Here is a 22,110-nt window from a genome sequence, read left to right on the forward strand (position 1 = left end):
GGGCCGCTCCCGAATGATCCGCGCGACCGCCCGTTCGAATCTAGACGGCCAAAAACGCGGCGTCAAAGGCGGCGGTGGCCGGCGTCGAGCGCGTCGCGACCGGTGCGGCGCAGTTCGGCCGCGATGCGCATCGGCTCAGCGCGCGGGCGCGTGCGTCGCATGCGTCGCATGTGTCGCATGTGTCGCATGTGTCGCGTGCATCGCATCGATCGCCGCGATCGCATCGTCGAGCGGCATCACGGCCGCATATTTCTGCTGCATGTCGAACAGATTCGCTTCGTGCGGTGCGATCGCCCGATCGCCGACGCAATCGGCGAGCACGAGCGGACGGAATCCGTGCGACATCGCATCGACGACGCTCGCGCGCACGCAGCCGCTCGTCACCGCACCGGCGACGAGCAGCGTCTGCACGGCGCGCTGCGCGAGCCAGGGCGCGAGCTGCGTGCCGAAGAACGCGGACGGCACGGTCTTGCGCACGACGAGCTCGCCGTGCGCGGGCGTCAGTTCCGGCACGATCGCGCTGTTCGGGTGGTGCTCGGTCAGCGTCGCCATGCCGGGCACCTTCAGCGAGAACACGTTGTCGTCGCTGCCGTCGTCCGCATAGACGATCCGGCTGTGCGCGACCGGCCAGCCGCGCTGCCGCGCGATCGCGAGCGCCTGCGTCGTGCGCGCGATCGCCGGCGCGATGTTGCCGCCGCCGAACGTCGCAGGATCGGCGAACCCGACGACGAAGTCGACGATCAGCAGCGCAAGCCTGCCGTGTGGCGGCAACGGCGTGCCGAAACCCTGTTCGCGATACACGTGCGCTTCGGCGTGGTGGGAGAGGTCGTTCATCGTGGGTCTCGTCAGGCGGGTTGGTCGGTCACGCGCCCGTCGCGCACGACGGCGTGGCCGTCGAGTTCGACCGTGCAGCGGCGCAGCGGGATGTCGATGTGGCACGTCGTGGTGCGGCTGCCGCCGCCTTCGTTGTTCGGGCCGAGCGAGAACAGGAAGTTGCCCTCGAAGGCGCGCGCGTCCATGCCGATCGTCGCTTCGCGGTCGTAGAGGCCGAGCGTCGACCAGCGCGCGCGCGGCTGCAGCCCCCAGCCGATATGCGAGATCGCATAGCCTTCGGGATCGGCGAACGTGTCCATGTAGTCGCGCAGCAGATCGGCGTCGACGCCGCCTTCGATGCGCGTCGCATAGCCGCCCTCGACGGTCAGCACGATCGGCTCGCTCACGTAGTGCTTCTGCGGCAGCAGGATGTCGCCGCGATCGATGACGATCGTGCCGCGCGCCGTGCGATCGTTCGGGTAGGTGAGCGCGAAGCCGCTCGGCCAGTGATCCCAGCGGCCCGGCGCGTCGACGAAGCCGTACTCGGCCGTCGGCGCGAAATCGCCGAGCGGGCAGACGAACGCGGTGCCGGCCGCCGAGCTGACGCGCATCTCGCGCGCGGCGGCAATCTGCTTCGTCGCGGCGAGCACGCGCGTGCGATCGGCGAGCGTCGGCACCATCCGCACCAGCACTTCGGGCGGCTCGACGGCGAGCAGGATCTTCGTGCCGGACTTCAGGATGTCGTGCTGCTCCGGCGAGAACAGCAGCGTCATCAGATCGAGCACGAGATCGCTCGCCTGCAGCGCCGCGATCGCGGCGCGGTTGCCGGTCAGCGGCGTCGTGCCGAGATAGGCGAGCGGATCGCGGCTGAATGCCTTGTCGCCGTTGACGGGCGGCAGGTCGAGCCGGTTCACGATCGCGCCCATCGACTGCGTCGCGATCAGCGCGCATGACAGCGTCTGAGGATGGGTGGCCGCGCTCGTCAGGATCGTGACGGTCTGGCCCGGTTCGAGGCGCGACAGCGTGAGCACCTGCTTCCACGCGTCGATCAGTTGGGTGTCGCTGACTGGCATCGTCGGCTCCGGTAAAGGCGTGAGGAAAAGGCGGCGTCAGGCCGCGAGCGGCGCGCCGAGGAAGTCGCCGAAGGCCGCGTAGAAGCCGCGTGCGTTGTCCCACGGAATCATGTGGCCGGCATCGGGCACGCGCACGTGCCGCATCGACGGCGTCGCGCGCTGCAGTTCGGCGACGTCGTCGTCGCGTACCACGTCGCCGCGCTCGGCCGTGATCAGCAGCGACGGCACCGCGAGCTGCGCGGCGTCCGCGTGGAAGTCGTCGGTGTGAAAGCCCTCGTACGAGGCGCGCACCGCGCGCTCGTCGCAGGTATGCAGCCACTCGGCACGCAGCTGCCGCTCCGCGTCGGTCCAGGTCGGGCAGAACGCGCGCATCCCTTCGGCGTCGGTGCCCGCACGTGCGAGCGCGATCGAATCGATGTACCACGGCAGCTTGCCCGGATACTCGCGGCGGCCGGGGCCCGACACGGGCGGATCGACGAGCACGACCGATTCGAGCCCGCGGATGCCGCGCCGCGCGGCGCGTGCGGCGATGCGCGCGCCCATCGAATGACCGACGAGGCTCGTGCGCGACAGGCCGAGCGCGGCGACCAGCGCTACGACGTCGTCGGCCTGCGCATCGAGGCTGTAGTCGAGCGTGGGCGACGCGTCGGAGAGCCCGCGGCCGCGCACGTCGAGCACGTACGTATCGAATGCGGCGCCGAACGCTTCGCCGACGAACCCCCATGTGATCGCAGGGCTCGTGATGCCGGGAATCAGCACGATCGCCGCACGCGTCGCGCGCGCGCCGGTTGCGCCGCCGTAGCGCAGGTAGTGCTGGCGGATGCCGTTGGCGCGCACGTTCGCGCCGTACAGGAAAGTCGAGGACATCGCGAAAGCTCCGTCGGAAACGCGCGTTCAGTACGCGCCGGACAACAGCGCGCCCGCGCCGGGCACGATCGGCTCGAGATCGAGTTCGCGCAGCATCGCGTAGGTCGTCGCGATCGCGGCCGTGATCACCGGCTTGCCGGTCATGGCCTCGACTTTCGCGACGGCCGGCAGCGACGGCATCTGCACGCAGGCCGACAGCACGATCGCGTCGGCGTCCTGATACGGGAGCGTCTTGACGATGTCGGGCAGCCGCGCCGGATCGTGGCGGCCGACCTCGAGGTTGTCGGGGATTTCGAGCGCGCGATAGGCAATCACGTCGTAGCCCTCGTTGCGGATGTAGTCGACCACGAGCTCGGTCAGCGGCTTCATGTACGGCGCGACGACGACGATCCGCTTCGCGCCGATCACGCGCAGCGCGTCGACGAGCGCGCCCGCGCTCGTCAGCACCGGCGCGCGCGCGCCGTTGCCGGCCGTATGTTCGGTCAGGCGCGCCTGCGACACGCGGTGATAGCCGTGCCCCATCGCCATGATCGCGACGAGGCAGGCGTAGCCGAGCACGTCGACGCGCGCGTCGGACAGCTCGACCGCGCAGCGGTCGGATTCGGCGTCCATCGCCGCCAGCTCTTCCTTGACGACCTTCTTCATCCGCATCCGGCTCGAGTGGTACGTGAAGCGCTCGGGCCGGATCGTTTCGCGCAGCCGCAGCATCGCGGGGATTTCCGTTTCCATCGTCGTGTTGGAACTCGGCACGATCTGGCCGATGCGATAGGTCTTGCTCATGACGGGAAGGCTCCGTGTCGGTGAGGGAGGGGCGCTGTGCTGGCGGGCGATCGCGCAGGTTCGAGCAAAGTCTAGTGTGTACATTTGAAAATGACAATGGGTCAAAATTCGCCGGTGAGCCTGAAGATCGACGGCATATAAAGAATTTTGGCAAAATATCGGGGTTTTCCCGAACCTGAAAATGCGCCTCGACAATCCGCTTGTCACAAATAAATTGAGTGTGTACGCTACATCAACACCGTTCAATCCGCCCGTTCTCGCGTCAGGTCCGGCGCCGGGCTCACGATCAGGAGATCCGCATGAGCACACCCCGTATCGCAATCATCGGCGCCGGTCTCGGCGGCACGGCCGCCGCGGCGCTGCTGCAGCGCGCCGGCCACGACGTCGTGCTGTACGAGCAGGCGCCCGCGTTTTCACGCCTCGGCGCGGGGATTCATCTCGGCCCGAACGTCATGAAGATCATGCGGCGGATCGGCTGCGAGGACGCGCTCGATGCGATGGGCTCGCATCCCGATTGCTGGTATAGCCGCGACTGGCGCACGGCCGACGTGCTCGCGCGGATTCCGCTCGGCGACCATGCGCGCAGCACGTACGGCGCGAGCTATCTGACCGTCCATCGCGGCGATTTCCATGCGCTGATGACGCAGGCCGTGACGCCCGGCACGATCCGCTTCGGCAAGCGGCTCGCATCGGTGGAGGACACGGGCGACGACGTGCGGCTCACGTTCGCCGACGGCAGCGTCGACACGGCCGACATCGTGATCGGCGCCGACGGCGTGAACTCGCGGATCCGCGAGCACCTGCTCGGCGCGGAGCCGCCGCGCTATACGGGCTACGTCGCGCATCGCGCGGTGTTCCCGGCGTCGCTGCTCGGCAACAAGCCGTACGACATGTGCGTGAAGTGGTGGTCCGAGGATCGCCACATGATGGTCTACTACGTGACCGAGAAGCGCGACGAGTACTACTACGTGACGGGCGTGCCGCAGGCCGAATGGCCCGAGGGCGTGTCGATGGTCGACAGCAATCGCGACGAGATGCGCGAGGCGTTTGCCGGTTTTCATGCGGATATCCAGCATCTGATCGACGTGTCGCCGTCGATCACGAAGTGGCCGCTGCTCGAGCGCGATCCGCTGCCGTTGTGGAGCCGCGGCCGGCTCGTGCTGCTCGGCGACGCGTGTCATCCGATGAAGCCGCACATGGCGCAGGGCGCGGCGATGGCGATCGAGGATGCGGCGATGCTCACGCGCTGTATCGGCGAGGTCGGCATCGGCGACTACACGGGTGCGTTCGCGCTGTACGAGGCGAATCGCGCGGCGCGCGCATCGAAGGTGCAGCGCGTGTCGCACGACAACACGTGGCTGCGCACGAACGAGGATCCGTCGTGGGTGTTCGGCTACGACGTGTTCGACGTGCCGCTCGTCTCGCCGTCGCGCGACAGCGTCGCGGCGGTCGCCTGACGCATCGCACGACGATGCGCGGCTTCGCCGCCGGCGCGCGCTGCGCCCGTCGTTCGTGCGACGCCGCGCGCGGTGCCGGTACGCGGCGATTTCGGCGTGTTATACGTCGATGTCGCGCGCGCCGGCGATCGGCGTCGCCGCGCGCCGGTCTGCGCCGGCCGCCGGCCATGCCTGCCGTCGGCTGACGTTCGCCCGCACCCGCTTCCGGATCTGCCCATGTCCCATTCCGCTTCCGCGCCGCGGCCGCTCGCGTTTCGCGTCAACGGCGTGCCGCACCGCTTCGACGCCGCCGCCCCCGATACGCCGCTGCTGCTGGTCCTGCGCAACGATTGCGCGCTGAACGGCCCGAAATACGGCTGCGGACTCGGTCAGTGCGGCGCGTGCACGGTGCTGATCGACGGGCAGCCGGCGCGCGCCTGCGTGCTGCCGGCGGCGGCCGCATCGGGGCGCGACGTGACGACGCTCGAAGGGCTCGGCTCGCGCGATGCGCCGCATCCGGTCCAGCGCGCATTCATCGACGAGCAGGCCGCGCAATGCGGCTATTGCCTGAACGGGATGATCATGAGCACGAAGGCGTTGCTCGACCGCAACCCCACGCCGGATGACGCGGCGATCCGCGAGGCGCTGCGCTTCAATCTGTGCCGCTGCGGCACGCATCTGGAGATCGTTCGCGCGGTGCATCGCGCGGCACGCTATGTGCGGGGCGACGATGCAGCGTGATCCGAACCTGCCGGCACATGCGCGCGCCGCGCACGACGCGCTCGAATCGCGCGATGCGTCGGGCGCCGACGACACGGGCCTGCGCGCGCATCGTGCGCGCTATGGCTGGCCCGCCGGCGACGCGCGCGATGCCGCGTCGCTCGACATCGAAACGCACACCGCACCCGATGGACGGATGACCGCCTGGCGTTACCGCGCCCGGCTCGCCGCGACGGCGGGCGATGGCGACGACGCCGGACGCGTCGCGTCGTCCGGCGCATCGTCGCGCGCCGCGCCGCCGGCGGTGCCGTTCGTGTACCGGCACGCACACACGGCGATCGACATGACGGACGCCGACGCGATCCCGCGTCATGCGCACGTATTCGCGCGCGAGTCGTTCGTCGACGAACTCGCGGGCACGTTGCGCCGCGATCCGGTCGCGCTGCGCTTGCAGCATCTCGATGCGTCGGCGGATGCGGGCCCGCGCGAGGTCATCCGGATGGTCAGCGAACGTGCGGCCTGGGGTGCGCAGACCGTGCACGATCGCGGCATGCCGACGCGGCTGACCGGGCGCGGTTTCGCGTTCGACGGCGCGACGGCGAACGCGCCGACTGCTGCGCTCGCGCCCGCCGACGAGCCGGCGGCTCGGGCCAAAGCGCACGACGCCGCGCACACCGACGAAGCGAGCTGGTCCGCATGGGTCGTGGATCTCGACGTCGACCGCGCGACCGGCGATGTCGCCGTGCGCCGCGTCGTGGCCGGGCAGGGCAGCGGCGAGCCGGGCCGGGCGGCGCTCTCCGGCTTGCCCGCGTGGCAGATCGAGGCGGCGATCTCGCGCGTGATGGGCGCGCCGCTGATCGCGCGCGCGGCGCACGACGAAGCCGAGGCCGGCGCACGCGACTCGGCACTCGCGCACGAACTGATCGCGGCCGATGCGAAGCAAGCCCGCGCGCGCCGCGCAGCGTCGCCCGACGATGCACGCCGGATCGAGCATGCGGTCGCACCGGCAGCGGCAGCGATCGCGAATGCGCTGTACGACGCGACGGGTATGCGGTTTCGCGCGCCGCCGTTCGATCCGATGCGGATACGCGCGGCACTCGCGCGGCCGTCGCAGGCAGACGTCGCGGACGCGACCGGCGAAGCCAGCCGGCCCGAACGCGACGCCGCGGCGGGCCGCGCGCCGCGTGCCTCCTCGCGCTGGCACCGATGGCTCGCGGGCGGCGGCATCGGCGGCGTGGTCGGCGGGCTGGTCGGGCTCGCCTGCGCGATCTTGCCGGGGCCGGCACCGATCGCGCCGATCGCACCGGGCGGCGCGGACGGCGCGATGTGGAGCGACGCGACGCTCGAACGCGGGCGCCAGATCGCGATCGCCGGCGATTGCGCGGTATGCCACACGGCGCCGGGCGGCGCGACGAATGCGGGCGGCCTTGCGCTCGACACGCCGTTCGGCACGATCTATACGACGAACATCACGCCGGACCGCGACACGGGCATCGGCGCGTGGTCGTATCCGGCCTTCGCGCGCGCGATGCGCGACGGCATCTCGCGCGACGGCACGCACCTGTATCCCGCGTTCCCGTACACCGCCTTCGCCAAGCTGAGCGAGCCCGACATGCTTGCACTCTATGCGTATCTGATGTCGCAGCCGCCGGTGCAGCACGTGCCGCCGAAGACGAAGCTGCGGTTTCCACTCGACCGGCGCCGGCTCGTCGCGGGCTGGAACTGGCTGTTCCACGACGCGCGTCCGTTCGCGCCGGACCCCGCGCGCTCGGCGCTGTGGAATCGCGGCCGCTATCTCGTCGACGGCGCCGGGCATTGCGGCGCGTGCCACACGCCGCGCAACGCGCTCGGCGCGGAAAAGGGCGGGTTCGCCTATCTGTCCGGCGGCGAAGCGGAAGGCTGGATCGCGCCGCCGCTCGTCGCATCGCGCGCCGCGCCGGTGCCGTGGACCGAGGCCGCGCTGTTCGACTATCTGCGCACTGGGTTTTCCGCGCAGCACGGCGTCGCGGCCGGGCCGATGGCGCCCGTCGTCGCGGGGCTCGCCGCGCTGCCCGAAGCCGACGTGCGCGCGATCGCGCATTACATCGCATCGCTGTCGCCGCCGGTCGATGCGGCGACGGCCGCCGACGCGGCGGCCCGTCACGCGCGCGGCGCGGAAGCAGTCGCGACGCTCGGCCTCGAAAACGGCCGCCGCGCGTTCGACGCCGCATGCGCGGTGTGCCATGCCGAATCGGGCGGCGTCGGCCATTTCGGCGTGCGTCCGCTGATGGGGCTGAACACGAGCGTGAGCCAGGCGACGCCCGACAACCTGCTGCGCGTGCTCCATCACGGGATCGACCGGCCGGCGACCGACGCGCTCGGCTACATGCCGGGCTTTCGCGATGCGTTCGACGATCGGCAGATGGCCGAACTCGCCGCGTTCATCCGCGCGCGCTATGCGCCGGGACAACCGGCATGGCGCGATCTCGAGCAGGCGTCTGCGCGGATCCGACGCGAAGCCGTGCACTGACGGCGCGATGGCTCGCAGGCCGGCGCTGCGCACGTGCGGTCGGTCGGGCAAAATGACGGGCAATGCGCGACGAAGCGTAAATATTGCGGCGTGAAGCGCGATCGTTTAACCATTCGAAACAATGTGTTCACGGAAAAGGGCATGATCTCGGGCGATCGAGCAGGCATACTGTCGCCCATGTTGCCGAATGCCGTCGAAGCGACGCGCGCTTGCCCTTTCCCCATGTCCAGTCCTGCCTCTTTTCGAATCCTGCGCGGGTTGACCGTCGCGGCCGCCGCCAGTGTGCTCGCCGCGTGTTCGACCGCCTCCGACGTTGCCGCCACGTCGAACCCGAATGTCTTCACCGTGACGACGCGCACGCTCGGCGTGTCGACGTCGTGGGCCGACGCGCATGCGAAGGCCGTCAGCGAAGCGACGAACTACTGCGAGCAGCGCGGCATGCGCGCGAGCATGAAACAGGAGTCGCTGACCGGCGGCCGCCGCGTCGATGCGCGCTCCGAGCTGTCGTTCGAGTGCCACCCGACCTTCGAAACGGCGTTGAACCCGCGCGGCTGAGCGGCCGCGCGCCGGCCGCCCGCGGCTAATGCGGCGCGCCGCACACGAAGGGCTTTTCCCCGATTCCGACCGACCCGCGATGCCGCGAATGCGCATCGCGGGTCGACGCACGTCGATCGTCGGTCACGTGCCCGGCGGCCCGTACAGCTTCACGCACGCCGAGAAGTCGAGCGCCCCGAGCCCTTGCTGGCTCATCGACTGATAGAGCTGTTGCGCGAGCGCGCCCATCCATACCGGCTGCCGTGCGTGCCGCGCGGCGTCGATCGCGAGTCCGAGATCCTTCAGCATCAGGTTCGTCGCGAAACCGCCTGTGTAGCCGCGCGACGACGGCGCGGCATCGCTGACGCCCGGATACGGGTTATACGTGTCCGAGCTCCAGCAGCGTCCGGTCGACGTGTTGATGATGCCCGCGAGCACGGACGGATCGATGCCGAGCGCGACGCCGAGCGCCATCGCCTCCGACACGCCCATCATCGAAATCCCGAGCAGCAGGTTGTTGCAGAGCTTCGCGATCTGGCCGGTGCCGGTGCCGCCGCAATGGACCACATGCTTGCCCATTACGAGCAGCACCGGACGGATCTGCTCGAACAGCGCCGGCTCCGCGCCGACCATGAACGTCAGCGTGCCGGCCTGCGCGCCGCCGGTGCCGCCCGACACCGGCGCGTCGGCGAGCCGGCAGTCGCGCTGCGCGGCCGCGTCGGCGAGCGTGCGCACGGTGTCGGGGTCGATCGTGCTGCAGTCGATCAGCCACGCGCCGCCGCGCGCACCGGCCAGCACGCCGTTCTCGCCCTCGTAGACGCCGCGTACGTGCGCGGCGGCCGGCAGCATCGTGATCACGACCGTCGCGCGCGCGGCGGCCTCGCGCGGCGAGCGTGCCGCCGTCGCGCCCGCGCGCACCGCGGCGTCGACCGCGTGCGCGTCGAGGTCGAATACCGTCAGCGCGTGCCCGGCGCGCAGCAGATTGGCGGCCATGGGGCCGCCCATGTTGCCGAGCCCGATGAATGCGATGTCCATGCGGCCTCCGGTCAGCGCAGCGCGATCGTCGTATTGACGCCGCCGGCCGTCGCCTCGTCGTCGAACCAGCGCGCGGTGACGGTCTTCGTCTGCGTGTAGAACTGCACGACCTGCTTGCCGTACGGGCCGAGATCGCCGAGCTTCGAGCCGCGCGAACCGGTGAAGCTGAAGTAGGGCACCGGCACCGGAATCGGAATGTTGATGCCGACCTGCCCGATGTCGATCTCGCTCTGGAACTTGCGTGCGGCCGCGCCGCTCTGCGTGAACAGCCCGACGCCGTTGCCCATCGGATTGCGGTTCACGAGCGCGATCGCATCGTCCAGCGTGTCGGCTTCGAGCACGACGACGACCGGCCCGAAGATCTCTTCCGTATAGATCGACATGTCGGTCGTCACGCCCGAGAAGATCGTCGGGCCGATGAAGTTGCCGTGCTCGTAGCCGGGCACCTTCACGCCGCGCCCGTCGAGTTCGAGTGTCGCGCCGGCCTTCACGCCTTCGTCGATCAGCGCCGCGATGCGCGCATGGGCGGCCTTCGATACGACCGGCCCGACGTCGGTGCCGGGCTCGTGTCCCGCGTTGACCTTCAGCGCCTTCGCCTTCTCGACGAGCTCGGGCAGCCAGTCGCGTGCCGCGCCGACCAGCACGACGACCGACGTCGCCATGCAGCGCTGGCCGGCCGCGCCGAAGCCGGCGCCGACGAGCGCGTTGATCGTCTGCTCCCGATGCGCATCGGGCAGCACGACGGCGTGGTTCTTCGCGCCCATCATCGACTGCACGCGCTTGCCGTGCTGACTGCCGAGGTGGTAGACGTGCGTGCCGACGCGCGTCGAGCCGACGAACGAAATCGCCTTCACGTCCGGATGCGTGCAGAGACGATCGACCGCGGTCTTGCCGCCATGCACGACGTTCAGCACGCCCGGCGGCACGCCGGCCTCGAGCGCGAGCTCGACGAGCTGCATCGTCGACAGCGGATCCTGCTCGGACGGCTTCAGCACGAACGTGTTGCCGCAGACGATCGCCATCGGAAACATCCAGAGCGGAATCATCGCGGGGAAGTTGAACGGCGTGATGCCCGCGCAGACGCCGATCGGCTGGCGCAGCGTGTACGTATCGACGCCGCCCGCGACGTTCTCCGCGAATTCGCCGAGCTGCAGCGTGCCGATCGAACACGCATGCTCGATCACTTCGAGGCCACGGAAAATGTCGCCCTGCGCGTCGGGCAGCGTCTTGCCCTGTTCGGCGGTCAGCGTCTGCGCGATGGGTTCGAGATGGCGGCGCACGAGATCCTGAAACTTCAGCATGATCCGCACGCGCGTGCCGATCGGCGTCGTCTTCCAGGTGTGGAACGCGCGCTGCGCGGCGGCGATGGCCGCATCGATCTCGTCGAGCGTCGCGTACGGCACGCGGCCGATCGCCTGCTGCGTGGCGGGGTTCACGATGTCGCCCCATTCGGTGCTGCGCGAATCGACGAACGAGCCGTCGATCAGCAGCTTGGCGGTGGGCAACGCGAGGGCGGTCTGGGGAACTGCGGCGTTCATGGAAGTCTCCGGAAGAACGGGGTGATGAAGAAACAGGGCGGCCGCGTCCGCCGCGCGCAGCGTGGCGCGCGGACGCGGAACGTGGAGGGAAGCCGGCGCGGCCGGCGTGTCAGTGGCGTGCGGGACGCATCAGCGCCGTGCACACGAGCGCGAACACGCCGAAGCCGACGAGATACGCGATGACGTAGTGCGGCTGACCGCCGCCGGCCTTGAGCAGCGAGGTCGCGATCATCGGCGCGAAGCCGCCGCCGATCACGCCCGCGAGCTGGACCGACAGCGAGATGCCGCTGTAGCGGATTTCGGCGGGGAACTGCTGCGCGAACAGCAGCGATTCGGGTGCGTACAGAATCGGAAACACGACGCCGAGGCCCAGCACGATCGCCCACCACGCGAGCGCGGTCTGCTGCGTGCCGAGCATCATGAAGAACGGTGCGGCGAACACGCACATCAGCACGAGCCCGATCGCGAACATCCGGCGCTGGCCGATCAGGTCGCTCAGATGGCCGCACAGCGGCATCGTGACGAGCGACAGCAGCGCGCCGGCCGTGATCGCGTGCAGCATCTCGGCCTTCGGTAGATGGAGCTGCTGCGTCGCATACGACAGCGCGAACGTGACGACCATGTAGAACCACGTGTTCTCGGCCGCACGCGCGCCGACGATCGTCAGCACTTCACGCGGATGGCGGCGCAGCGCGGCCGTCACCGGCGACTTCTCGGCCTTGCCCTGGCGCTGCATCTTCTCGAAGTCCGGCGATTCCGGCACCTTCGCGCGGATGAACCAGCCGAGGCCGACCAGCGCGATGCTCGCAAGGAACGGCACGCGCCAGCCCCACGACAGCATGTCGGCTTCCGGCAGCGCGGCGACCGCGGCCATCGCGAGCGACGAGAGGATCAGGCCGAGCCCGACGCCCGTCTGCGGCAGGCTGCCGAACAGCCCCTTGCGGCCCTTCGGCGCATGCTCGACGGCCATCAGCACCGCGCCGCCCCATTCGCCGCCGACCGCCATCCCCTGCAGGAAGCGCATCGCGATCAGCAGCGCGGCGGCCCAGTAGCCGATGCGGTCGTACGACGGGATCAGCCCGATGATCATGCTCGGCACGCCCATCAGCAGCAGCGTGATCATCAGCATCGACTTGCGGCCGATGCGGTCGCCGAAGTGGCCGAACACGATGCCGCCCATCGGCCGCCCGATGAAGCCGACCGCGAACGTGCCGAACGCGGCGAGCGTACCGACGACCGGGTCGAGCGACGGAAAGAAGATGCGGTTGAATACGAGCGCGGCGGCGGTGCCGTACAGGAAGAAGTCGTACCACTCGATCGTCGTGCCGGCCATGCTGGCCCAGCCGGCCAGCAGATGATGCCGCGCGGTGCGCGCGGGGGCCGGCAGCGCGGCGGTTGCATGCTCGTCGAGCGTGGATCGCGTCTGCATGGTGTCTCCATATTTGGTGTGTGCCGGCGGCTCATGGTCCGCCGGTCACGGTCGAGTATAGTTATGCGCAGATTCGCGATGTACCGACAAAGAAACCGGTTGGATGTGCATGAATGCATATCGCGGCCGGCCCGGAGACACTTCTCATTCGATCCCGCCGATGCGACATCCGACCGAGCCGGTTGCCGGCAAGCTGAACTGGGACGACCTGCGCTTCTTTCTCGAAGTGGCGCGCACGCAGCGGGCGAGCGGTGCCGCGAAGCGGCTCGGCGTCGACTACACGACCGTCGCACGGCGCATCCGCGCACTGGAGGCGTCGCTCGGCACGCTGCTGTTCGACAAGTCGCGCGCGGAGGGCTTCACGCTGACGGCCGAAGGGCAGCGGCTCGTCGCCTATGCGGACGCGATGGAGACGACCGTGCAGTCCGCGTGCGACCAGGTCGCGCATACGGGCGAGGCGTTGTCCGGCCACGTGCGGATCGGATCGACCGAAGGGTTCGGCTGCTTCTTTCTCGCGCCGCAGCTCGCGCGGTTTCGCGCCGCGCATCCGCGCGTGACGGTCGATCTGCTGCCGGTGCCGCATTTCGTCAGTCTCACGAAGCGCGAGGCCGATCTCGCCGTCACGCTCGAGCGGCCGGAGCGCGGCCCTTACGTCTGCACGAAGCTTTGCGACTATCAGTTGCGGCTCTATGCGACGCGCGACTATCTGGCGACCCATCCGCCGATCGCCGGCACCGACGATCTCGCGCGGCATACCTTCATCAGCTACGTCGACGATCTCGCGTTCAGCAGCGAACTGCTGTATCTCGAGCGCGCGGTGCCGGGCGCGACGGCCGGACTCAGAACGACGAGCGTGATCGCGCAGTCCTTCGCGGCGCTGCACGGCGGCGGGCTCGCGATCCTGCCGTGCTTCATCGCGGCCGCGCAGCCGGCGCTCGTGCCGGTGCTGCCGGATCAGGTCGTCGTCACGCGCTGCTTCTGGCTGACCTGCCGCGAGGACTTGCGCAAGCTGCGGCGCGTGACCGCGCTGTGGGACTATCTGCGCGCGGCGGCGGACGCGAATCGCGCGTTGCTGTCGGGTGAGTCGAGCGAGTTGCGGTTCGTCGGGGAGCCGGGCGGTTGAGGGCGGGCGCGTAGCCTGTCGTAGCCCGCGCGCGGCGACGGGCCTCGCACATCGAGCACCACGCGTCCGCGCGCCGCTCAGTCGCCGCAGCCCAACTGCCGCGCCAGCGCGTGCAGATCGTCGACGACGAAATCCCACGCGTCTTCCGGCTGCAGATCCGTTTGCTGGCCGGGCCCGTATTCGGTCGGGCGCCGCACGAACGCGGTCGACAGGCCGACGCGGCGCGCGGCCGCGAGATCGTTGTTGTGCGCGGCCACCATGCAGATCTCGGCCGGCGCGACGCCGAGAATCTCGACCGCTTCGTTGTAGACCTTCGGCGCGGGCTTGTACGCGCGCGCGACTTCGGCGCCGAGGATCGCGTCCCACGGCAGTCCCGCATGCTTGGCGATGTCGACCATCAGCCGGATGTTGCCGTTCGACAGCGGCGCGATGATGAAGCGCTGCTTGAGCCGCGTCAGTGCGTCGACCGAATCGGGCCACGGGTCGAGGCGGTGCCATGCGAGATTCAGCGCGTCGATCGCCGCATCCGGCACGCCGGCGATCCCGTAGCGCTCGATGATGCGCACGAGATTCTCGCGATGCAGGATGTCGAGCCGCACGTACGAACGGCGTCCGCTGCGGATTTCCTCCATCGACGGCACGTATTCGCGCCGCCATGCGTCGGCGAACTCGAACGCGTCGAGCGTCGGCGCGTAACGCTGCAGAAAGACGCCGGCTTCGCGTGCGACGGTGGTTCTCCAGTCGACGATCGTGCCGAACACATCGAACACGAGCGCCTTGATTTCGGTACGGTTCATATGCGGTCCTGTGCGGGCGGGGGATCGGAGCGGGCCGCAGCGCGTCGGGCACGGACGGTCGCGGCCGCTTGCATCGGCATTAGACCATGCCGGCGCGCGGCGCGTATCGCAGCCGCGGTCGCTCGCGGGCGTCAGTGCGACGACACGTACTCGGCATCGGCGAACGCGGGCGGCAACGCGAAGCTTTCGCGCATGCGCTTCGTTTCGGACGCGGGCGTCGCGCCGAACAGCCGCTTGAACTCGCGGCTGAACTGCGACGGGCTCGCGTAGCCGACCGCGTGGCTCGCCGCTTCCGCCGTCAGCCCCTGTCGCACCATCAGCAGCCGCGCCTGATGCAGCCGCGTCGACTTCACGTACTGCATCGGCGACACCTGCGTGACGGCCTTGAAGTGACTGTGGAAGCTCGGCACGCTCATGCCGGCTTCGCGCGCGAGCTGCGCGACGTCGAGCGGCTGCGCGTAGCCGGCATGGATCGCGCGCAGCGCGCGGCCGATCCGGCCGAACTGGCCGCGCATCGCGAGCGCCGCGCGCATCGACGGGCCCTGCGCGCCGGTCAGCACGCGAAAGTAGAGTTCGCGCAGCAGGCCAGGACCGAGCACGGCCGCCTCGAGCGGCCGCGTCAGTGCATCGAGCAGGCGCAGCACCGATGTGTGCATCGCGTCGTCCATCGGCGTCGACATCATGCTGCGCGGCGCATGCACGGGCGGCGTGCCGCCGGCGCGGTCGATCTGCGCGGCCAGCTCGGCCGCCATCGCGAAATCGAGATGCAGATACAGCGCGAGCAGCGGCCGCGCCGGCGTCGCGTCGGTTTCCATGCTGAACGGCACGGGCACCGAGACGGCCAGATAGTGACGCTCGTCGTAGAGGTAGAGCGCGTCGCCGAAGTAGCCGCGTTTGCGGCCCTGACAGACGATCACGATGCCCGGGTCGTACAGCACCGGCGTGCGCGCGAGCGCGCGGTCCGAGCGCAGGATGCGCACGCTCGGCAGCGCGGTCAGGTTGTAGCCTTCGCGCGGCGCGAGCGCGGCGGACAGCGCGACGATCCGGTTCCGGCGATCCGGCGAGCGTTCGCCGTCGCGCCGGTCAGCTTGTATTGCGTTCATAGTTTTAGGCAAGAAAAACAGCGGAATTCGCGTTAATCGGCTTCGCGATCGACACTAGTATGCAGGCTCCAATCGATTTTCGGGAGAGACTGCAATGGCATCGAACAAGCTTCTGCTCATCACCGGCGTCAGCAGCGGCTTCGGCCGCGCACTCGCGCAAGCGGCGCTGGAAGCGGGGCATACGGTCGTCGGCACCGTGCGCAGCGAGCAGGCCGCGCGCGATTTTGAAGCGCTGGACGCGCAGCGCGCGGTCGCGCGCGTGCTCGACGTGACGGACTTCGACGCGATCGACGGCGTCGTCGCCGACATCGAGCGCACGGTCGGCGCGATCGACGTGCTCGTCAACAACGCGGGCTACGGACACGAAGGCGTGATGGAGGAGTCGCCGCTGTCGGAACTGCGCCGGCAGTTCGACGTGAACGTGTTCGGCGCGGTCGCGATGATGAAGGCCGTGCTGCCGTTCATGCGCATGCGGCGGCGCGGCCATATCGTCAACATCACGTCGATGGGCGGGCACATCACGATGCCGGGGCTGAGCTATTACTGCGGCAGCAAGTTCGCGCTCGAAGGCATTTCGGACGCGCTGCGCCAGGAGGTCGCGCCGCTCGGCATCGCCGTGACGGCCGTCGCGCCCGGCTCGTTCCGTACCGACTGGGCCGGGCGCTCGATGGTGCGCACGCCGCGCTCGATCGCGGACTACGACGGGCTGTTCGATCCGGTCCGCGCGGCGCGCGTCGCGCGCAGCGGCAAGCAGCCGGGCGATCCGCACAAGGCCGCGCGCGCGATCCTCGCAGTGATCGCCGCCGAGCAGCCGCCCGCCCATCTGCTGCTCGGCAGCGATGCGCTCGGCCTCGTCACGCAGCGGCTGTCGGCCTGGCAGGACGAAATCCGCGCATGGGAGGCGCTGACCGTCTCGACCGACGGTTGAGCGCGCACACAGCAGGCCCGGCCGCGCACACCGCTGTGCGTATGCACGGCCGGGCCGTCCGTCGCCGCTCGCATGACGGCGCGCGATGCATCGAATGAATACCTGCGCGACGCGCGATTCGCGCGCCGCATGCTGCACCGCACCCACGCGTAACTCCCGATGCCGATCGATACGCCGGCCGTCACGGATTGGTGTTAAATGGATTCGTGTGAACGGTGGGCGGCGCGCCCGATGCGGCGCGCGAAAACGGGGCGCTCCGGTGCGCGGTGTGAGTCCGGGGCGAAAGCGGTACGAAAGATCGAAATCGAATCGGGGTGTCGGCCCGGTCGAACGGACGGCAGGATTCATCTTGAATACCGAACCGCACAGTGCGCGCTACAGCCTCGGCCTCGCGGCGGAAGTGCTCGCGTCCGAACAAAGCGTGCTGAAACTGATCACGCGCAATACGCCGCTGCCGGAATTGCTCGCCGAGGTCTGCCGGCGTGCGGAGGCGCTGCTGGGGAAAGGCGCGGCATGCTCGATCCTGCTGCTCGACGAGGACGGCGTGCACGTGCGCGTCGGCGCCGCACCGTCGCTGCCCGCGCCGTACAGCGCCGCGATCGACGGCGCGGCGATCGGGCCCGCGGCCGGCTCGTGCGGCACCGCGATGTACACGCGCCGGATGATCGCCGTCGAGGACATCGAGACCGATCCGCTGTGGGACGCATACCGGTCGATCGCGCTGCCGCTCGGGCTGCGCGCATGCTGGTCGGTGCCGTTCGAGGACGACACGGGCGTCGTGCTCGGCGCGTTCGCCGTCTACTACCGCACATCGCGCCGGCCGAGCCGCGAGGAAACCGCGCTGCTGCTCGACATCAGCAACAGCGTCGGGCTCGCCGTGCATCAGGACCGCATCGCGCAGCAGCTCGCGCGCAGCGAGGAACATCACCGGCTCGTCGTCAACAGCCTCAACGAAGGGATTCTCGTCGTGTCGCGCGACGGCGTCGTGATCGCGAGCAATCCGAGCGCGAACCGGATGCTGCGCGCGAAGGGCGAACTCGTCGGGCGCCGGATGTCGACGGTGATCCTGCGCAAGCTGTCCGAGGACGGCACGCCGATCGCGCCCGACCACTGGCCGAGCCGGCGCGCGCTGACGAGCGGGACGCCCGTGCTCGACTACACGGTCGGCTTCGGCCTCGCGGACGGCGACGTGATCTGGGTGCGCGGCAACGCGGTGCCGATCGTGAAGCCGGGCGACACGCAGGCCGCGTCGGTGCTCGTGTCGTTCCACGACATCGGCCCCGTGCGCGAAGCGCAGCAGCAGCTGCGCTACCTCGCGACGCGCGACGCGCTGACGGGCCTGTACAACCGCCGCTGGCTGTCCGACCGCATGCGCGAGCTGTTCGGCGGCCGCGATCCGGCGGGCGGCCCGGCGCGCGTCGCGATCCTGTTTCTCGATCTGGTCGGCTTCAAGAAGGTCAACGACACGGCCGGCCACGACGCCGGCGATGCGCTGCTGCGCAGCGTCGCGGCGCGGCTCGCGGCGTGCATGCGCGGCCGGCATGCCCTGACGCGCGTCGGCGGCGACGAGTTCGTGATCCTCGTCGACGACTGCGACGATCCCGAGGCGCTCGCGGCGCTCGCGCGCGAAGTGATCGATGCGATCGCGAAGCCGTTCGCGGTCGCGAACAACGAATACTGGCTCGGCGTGTCGATCGGCATCAGCATCGCGCCGCGCGACGGCGACGATGCGGCGACGCTGATGCGCAACGCCGATTCGGCGATGTACGACGCGAAGCAGCGCGGACGCAATCACTTCACGTTCTTTACCGCGCAGCTGAACCTGCGGCTGCAGCGCCGTTTCGCGATCGAGCAGTCGTTGCGGCGTGCGCTCGCGTCGAACGCGCTGCGGCTCGCGTATCAGCCCGTCGTCGACGCGCGCACCGGTCGCACGGTCGGCGCCGAGGCGCTGCTGCGCTGGACGAGCCCCGAACTCGGGCCAATGTCGCCGGCCGAGTTCATTCCCGTCGCCGAGGATACGGGGTTGATCGTCGCGATCGGCCAGTGGGTGCTCGAAACCGCGTGCCGGCAGGCGGCGGAATGGCGCCGCACGATTGCGCCGGACCTGATGCTCGCGGTCAATCTGTCGCCGCGCCAGTTCCACGACGGGCTCGTCGAATCGGTGAACCGCTGCCTTGCGCAGACGCGGCTCGATCCCGGCGCGCTCGAACTCGAGATCACCGAAGGCGTACTGATGAACGACACCGCGACGGTGCTGCCGATGCTCGAGGCGCTGACCGAGATGAACGTGCGGATCTCGGTCGACGATTTCGGCACCGGCTATTCTTCGCTCGCCTATCTGAAGCGCTTTCCTCTCCACAACCTGAAGGTCGACCGTTCGTTCGTGTCGGGCGTGCCCGATCATCGCGATGCGGTCGCGATCACGCAGGCAGTCGTCGCGATGGCGCATTCGCTCGGGATGAAGGTGACGGCCGAAGGCGTCGAGACCGAGGCGCAGTCGTGGTTTCTGCAGCAGATCGGCTGCGACATGCAGCAGGGCTACCTGTTCAGCCGGCCGCTCGATCCCGTCGACTACGCACGGCGTTTCGCGCTGGTGTGACGATCGCGCGCCGTGCGCAGTCAGCGCGCGGGCGGCGGCGGGTCGACCTCGACGCGGTTGCGGCCGTCGCGCTTCGCGCGATAGAGCGCGCGGTCGGCGGCCTCGATCAGCGCCGTCGTCGGCAGGCCGGGCGCGGGCACGATGCTCGCGCCGCCGATGCTGACCGTCACGTGGCCGGCCGTCGACTGCCCGTGCTCGAGCCGCAGCGCGTCGACCGCGAGCCGGATCTTCTCGCCGAGCAGTCGCGCGGCACCCGCCGACGTGCCGGGCATCACGACCGCGAATTCCTCGCCGCCGAAACGCGCGGCGAGATCGCCGGACGGCCGCAGGCACTGCGCGATGGTCGTCGCGACCTGCCGCAGTACGTGGTCGCCCGAGACGTGGCCGTACGTGTCGTTGTACAGCTTGAAGTGGTCGACGTCGATCATCAGCAGCGACAGCTCCGCGCGCTCGCGCGTGCCGCGCCGCCACTCGGCGGCCAGGTATTCGTCGAGATAGCGGCGGTTCGACAGCTCGGTCAGACCGTCCGAATGCATGAGACGCCGCAGTTCGAGATTGGCTTCGAGGAGCTGCTGCTGCGATTGCCGCAGTGCGCGGTAGGCATCGTCGCGCTGCAGCAGGTTCATGTACGAGCGCGAGTGGTAGCGGATGCGCGCGACGAGTTCGATGCGGTCGGGCAGCTTCACGAGATAGTCGTTCGCGCCGGCCGCGAACGCGGCGCGCTTGATCGTCGGCTCTTCCTGCGTCGACAGCACGATGATCGGCACGTCGCGCGTCGCGGGATTCGCACGATACGCGTGCACGAGCGTCAGCCCGTCGGTGCCGGGCATCACGAGGTCTTGCAGGATCACGGTCGGGCGCGTGTCGATGGCCGCGGCCATCGCGTCGTCGGAGCGCGCGCAGTAGTGGAAGTCGATGCCGGCCTCGTCGATGAGCGCGCGTCGCACGGCTTCCGCGACGATCGTCTGATCGTCGACCAGCAGCACCATCGCCGGTGCATCGGCGGGCGGGTACGGCGCGTGAACGGGCGGCAGGCGCGTCGGGTCGCTAGTCATGGTCGATGCGTGGGTCTGTCATGGCGGGAAGGGCGTCGGTGGGGCGCGGCAGGTTCAGATGCGCACGAGCGTCGCGAGTTCGCCCGCGATGCGCTCGAGCGGCAGGATCGCGCGCGCGGCGCCGAGCGTCGCGGCCGCCTTCGGCATCCCGTAGACGGCGCTGGTCGCTTCGTCCTGGGCGATCGTATGGTAGCCCTTCATCCGCAGCGCCTTGAGCCCGATCGCGCCGTCGCGGCCCATGCCCGTCAGCAGCACGCCGATCACGTTGCCGGACCAGTGTTCGGTCAGGCTGTTGAAGAACACGTCGACCGACGGCCGGTACGGCGTCGCGGCCGGTTCGCGCGTGTACGCGAGCGTGCCGGCGCGCGTCATCCGCAGATGATCGTCGGTCGCGGCGAGCAGCGCGACGCCCGGCTGCGGGCGATCGCCTTCGCGCGCGACGCGCACGGTGAGCGGCGTCTGACCGTCGAGCCACTGCGCCATGCCTTCGGCGAACGCGCGATCGACGTGCTGGACGATCACGATCGGCGCATCGAAGTCCGCGGGCAGGCTGCCGAGAATCGACGCGAGCGCGCCCGGGCCGCCGGCCGACGCGCCGATCGCGACGAGCGGGCCGCCGTGCGCGCGATGCGTCGCGCAGCCGGCGCGCACGCCGCCCGGCGCATCGAGCAGACGGCCGATCTGGTCGATCTTCGCGAGCAGCAGATCGGCGGTGTCGCCGGCCGCGCCTTCGCGCAGCTGCGGCGTATCGACGGCGTCGAGCGCGCCGGCGCCCATCGCCTCGTACACGCGCCAGGTGTTCGCGCCGATGCTGCTCGTGACGATCAGGATCGCGCACGGCCGCGCGGAACGCATGATGCGCCGCGTCGCCTCGATCCCGTCGAACTTCGGCATGATCAGATCCATCAGCACGATGTCGGGCGGCTGCGCGGCGCAGAGCTCGACGGCCTGCGCGCCGTCGGTCGCGACCCACAGCACGCGGTGCTCGGGGCGCCGCGCGAGCACGCGGCGCAGTGCCTCGACCGCGAGCGGCAGGTCGTTGACGATGCCGATGTTCACAAGCGGGACTCTCCGGTCGGGTCGTTATCGTGAAGTTGGGCCGGTTTCATCGATGGGGGCCTGTTCGCATGCGCCGCGCCGGCTTCGATGGCCGGGCGGCGCGGATTGTTTTCGGTTCGCATCGCCCCGCATGCTGTCATGCGGCGCGATTCGCGGCAATCGAAAAATGGGTGAGCGATGCGTTTGTCAGTGCGTTCGCGCACCGAACGCGCATGTCGGCGGCCGTGCGGCAGCGGAGCCCGGGGGCGCCGCAAGCGGCGGGATGCCGTGTTCGCAGGGCGTGCGACGGGCCGCGCCGCGCCGCCTGCGGCGTCGGAGCGGGCCATGTCGAAGCCATGTCGAAGCCGCGCCGGGCGAAGCGGGCAGTGAGCGACCGGCGGCGGGCGGCGGTCGAGCGACGGGCATGCCCGATGAATGCGCATTGCCGCCGCATCGAACACCGACGGCGGCGGCCGCGGTTCAGTGGCTGCGCGCGTACCCCTGGATCAGTGCGCGCATCATGCCTTCGACCGTCGCGTCGCGCAGGTCGGCCTCCTGCTCGGACGCCTCGACGAGCGCGGCATAGGCGGTGGCGAGCGTCACGCGGTCGACTTCGTGGCGCTGTTCCATCAGCGTCACCATGCCGTCCTTCGCCAGATGAGCGGAGAACGCGCGGCTGCCGATGGTCTGGAAAACGTCAATCATGGCGGCTCTCCCGAACGTTGCCGGTGCC

At 69.8% G+C, this 22,110-nt stretch carries 19 protein-coding genes; 7 read left to right on the forward strand and 12 right to left on the reverse strand.

Translation table 11 applies throughout. The features are described 5' to 3' along the window. Positions 1–135 precede the first annotated feature (135 nt). From NP80_RS06680 to NP80_RS06695, 4 genes are read right to left on the reverse strand one after another with little or no spacing between them, the layout of a single operon-like run. Positions 136–834, reverse strand: a complete 699-nt coding sequence (locus tag NP80_RS06680) for an isochorismatase family protein (RefSeq protein ID WP_006411087.1) — start codon at positions 832–834, stop codon at positions 136–138. A gap of 11 nt (positions 835–845) precedes the next feature. Next, a complete protein-coding gene (locus NP80_RS06685; RefSeq protein WP_006411089.1) occupies positions 846–1,886 on the reverse strand; it encodes a 2,5-dihydroxypyridine 5,6-dioxygenase NicX family protein in 1,041 nt (346 codons plus the stop codon). A 36-nt stretch (positions 1,887–1,922) separates the two neighbouring features. Further along, complete coding sequence (locus NP80_RS06690) at positions 1,923–2,753, reverse strand: alpha/beta fold hydrolase (protein WP_006403891.1); 831 nt, start codon at positions 2,751–2,753, stop codon at positions 1,923–1,925. Positions 2,754–2,780: 27 nt separating this feature from the next. Then, positions 2,781–3,533 carry a maleate cis-trans isomerase family protein gene (locus NP80_RS06695; protein ID WP_006403890.1) on the reverse strand — a complete coding sequence of 251 codons (753 nt, stop codon included), beginning with the start codon at positions 3,531–3,533 and terminating at the stop codon, positions 2,781–2,783. Positions 3,534–3,832: 299 nt separating this feature from the next. On the opposite strand from NP80_RS06695, the gene NP80_RS06700 reads away from it, so the two are divergent. The 4 genes from NP80_RS06700 to NP80_RS06720 all read left to right on the forward strand — a co-directional run bounded on the left by NP80_RS06700 (position 3,833) and on the right by NP80_RS06720 (position 8,753). Then, a complete protein-coding gene (locus NP80_RS06700) occupies positions 3,833–4,990 on the forward strand; it encodes an FAD-dependent monooxygenase (RefSeq protein ID WP_006416588.1) in 1,158 nt (385 codons plus the stop codon). Positions 4,991–5,206: 216 nt separating this feature from the next. Next, positions 5,207–5,710: a (2Fe-2S)-binding protein gene (locus tag NP80_RS06710; protein WP_006411088.1), complete on the forward strand. Its 504-nt coding sequence runs from the start codon at positions 5,207–5,209 to the stop codon at positions 5,708–5,710. Then, positions 5,700–8,198: a cytochrome c gene (locus tag NP80_RS06715; protein ID WP_045593523.1), complete on the forward strand. Its 2,499-nt coding sequence runs from the start codon at positions 5,700–5,702 to the stop codon at positions 8,196–8,198. The genes NP80_RS06710 and NP80_RS06715 overlap by 11 nt, the downstream gene beginning before the upstream one ends. A gap of 222 nt (positions 8,199–8,420) precedes the next feature. After that, the gene (locus NP80_RS06720) at positions 8,421–8,753 is read left to right on the forward strand and encodes a hypothetical protein (protein WP_035947946.1); all 333 of its coding nucleotides are present in this window, start codon (positions 8,421–8,423) and stop codon (positions 8,751–8,753) included. Between the two features lie 123 nt (positions 8,754–8,876). Here NP80_RS06720 and mmsB read toward each other — a convergent pair whose 3' ends face one another. The 3 genes from mmsB to NP80_RS06735 all read right to left on the reverse strand — a co-directional run bounded on the left by mmsB (position 8,877) and on the right by NP80_RS06735 (position 12,734). Then, positions 8,877–9,767: a 3-hydroxyisobutyrate dehydrogenase gene (gene mmsB, locus NP80_RS06725; protein WP_045593268.1), complete on the reverse strand. Its 891-nt coding sequence runs from the start codon at positions 9,765–9,767 to the stop codon at positions 8,877–8,879. An 11-nt stretch (positions 9,768–9,778) separates the two neighbouring features. Beyond that, complete coding sequence (locus NP80_RS06730) at positions 9,779–11,305, reverse strand: CoA-acylating methylmalonate-semialdehyde dehydrogenase (protein WP_006410201.1); 1,527 nt, start codon at positions 11,303–11,305, stop codon at positions 9,779–9,781. A gap of 109 nt (positions 11,306–11,414) precedes the next feature. Continuing rightward, positions 11,415–12,734: an MFS transporter gene (locus tag NP80_RS06735; protein WP_006399747.1), complete on the reverse strand. Its 1,320-nt coding sequence runs from the start codon at positions 12,732–12,734 to the stop codon at positions 11,415–11,417. A 160-nt stretch (positions 12,735–12,894) separates the two neighbouring features. Between NP80_RS06735 and NP80_RS06740 the strand changes: the two genes are divergently transcribed. Continuing rightward, on the forward strand, positions 12,895–13,857 hold the full coding sequence (locus NP80_RS06740) for a LysR family transcriptional regulator (RefSeq protein WP_006410197.1): 963 nt from the start codon (positions 12,895–12,897) through the stop codon (positions 13,855–13,857). A gap of 77 nt (positions 13,858–13,934) precedes the next feature. Here NP80_RS06740 and NP80_RS06745 read toward each other — a convergent pair whose 3' ends face one another. Together NP80_RS06745 and NP80_RS06750 are read right to left on the reverse strand one after the other, a co-directional pair. Beyond that, on the reverse strand, positions 13,935–14,654 hold the full coding sequence (locus NP80_RS06745) for a haloacid dehalogenase type II (protein ID WP_006399749.1): 720 nt from the start codon (positions 14,652–14,654) through the stop codon (positions 13,935–13,937). A 131-nt stretch (positions 14,655–14,785) separates the two neighbouring features. Further along, entirely contained in the window at positions 14,786–15,757 is a 972-nt protein-coding gene (locus NP80_RS06750; protein WP_006410200.1) for an AraC family transcriptional regulator, read from the reverse strand. Positions 15,758–15,851: 94 nt separating this feature from the next. Here NP80_RS06750 and NP80_RS06755 point away from each other — a divergent pair, with 94 nt between their 5' ends. After that, positions 15,852–16,685, forward strand: a complete 834-nt coding sequence (locus NP80_RS06755; RefSeq protein ID WP_006410202.1) for an oxidoreductase — start codon at positions 15,852–15,854, stop codon at positions 16,683–16,685. Between the two features lie 349 nt (positions 16,686–17,034). After that, positions 17,035–19,284, forward strand: coding sequence for a putative bifunctional diguanylate cyclase/phosphodiesterase (locus NP80_RS06760; protein WP_006410196.1), 2,250 nt, complete (start codon positions 17,035–17,037; stop codon positions 19,282–19,284). Positions 19,285–19,304: 20 nt separating this feature from the next. Here NP80_RS06760 and NP80_RS06765 read toward each other — a convergent pair whose 3' ends face one another. The 3 genes from NP80_RS06765 to NP80_RS06775 all read right to left on the reverse strand — a co-directional run bounded on the left by NP80_RS06765 (position 19,305) and on the right by NP80_RS06775 (position 22,082). Beyond that, positions 19,305–20,339, reverse strand: a complete 1,035-nt coding sequence (locus tag NP80_RS06765; protein WP_006403877.1) for a diguanylate cyclase — start codon at positions 20,337–20,339, stop codon at positions 19,305–19,307. A 54-nt stretch (positions 20,340–20,393) separates the two neighbouring features. Beyond that, a complete protein-coding gene (gene cheB, locus NP80_RS06770; RefSeq protein WP_006399756.1) occupies positions 20,394–21,398 on the reverse strand; it encodes a chemotaxis response regulator protein-glutamate methylesterase in 1,005 nt (334 codons plus the stop codon). Positions 21,399–21,857: 459 nt separating this feature from the next. Beyond that, complete coding sequence (locus NP80_RS06775; protein ID WP_006399758.1) at positions 21,858–22,082, reverse strand: hypothetical protein; 225 nt, start codon at positions 22,080–22,082, stop codon at positions 21,858–21,860. Between the last annotated feature and the right edge of the window lie 28 nt (positions 22,083–22,110).

The organism is Burkholderia multivorans ATCC BAA-247 (assembly GCF_000959525.1).
Classification (GTDB): Bacteria; Pseudomonadota; Gammaproteobacteria; order Burkholderiales; family Burkholderiaceae; genus Burkholderia; species Burkholderia multivorans.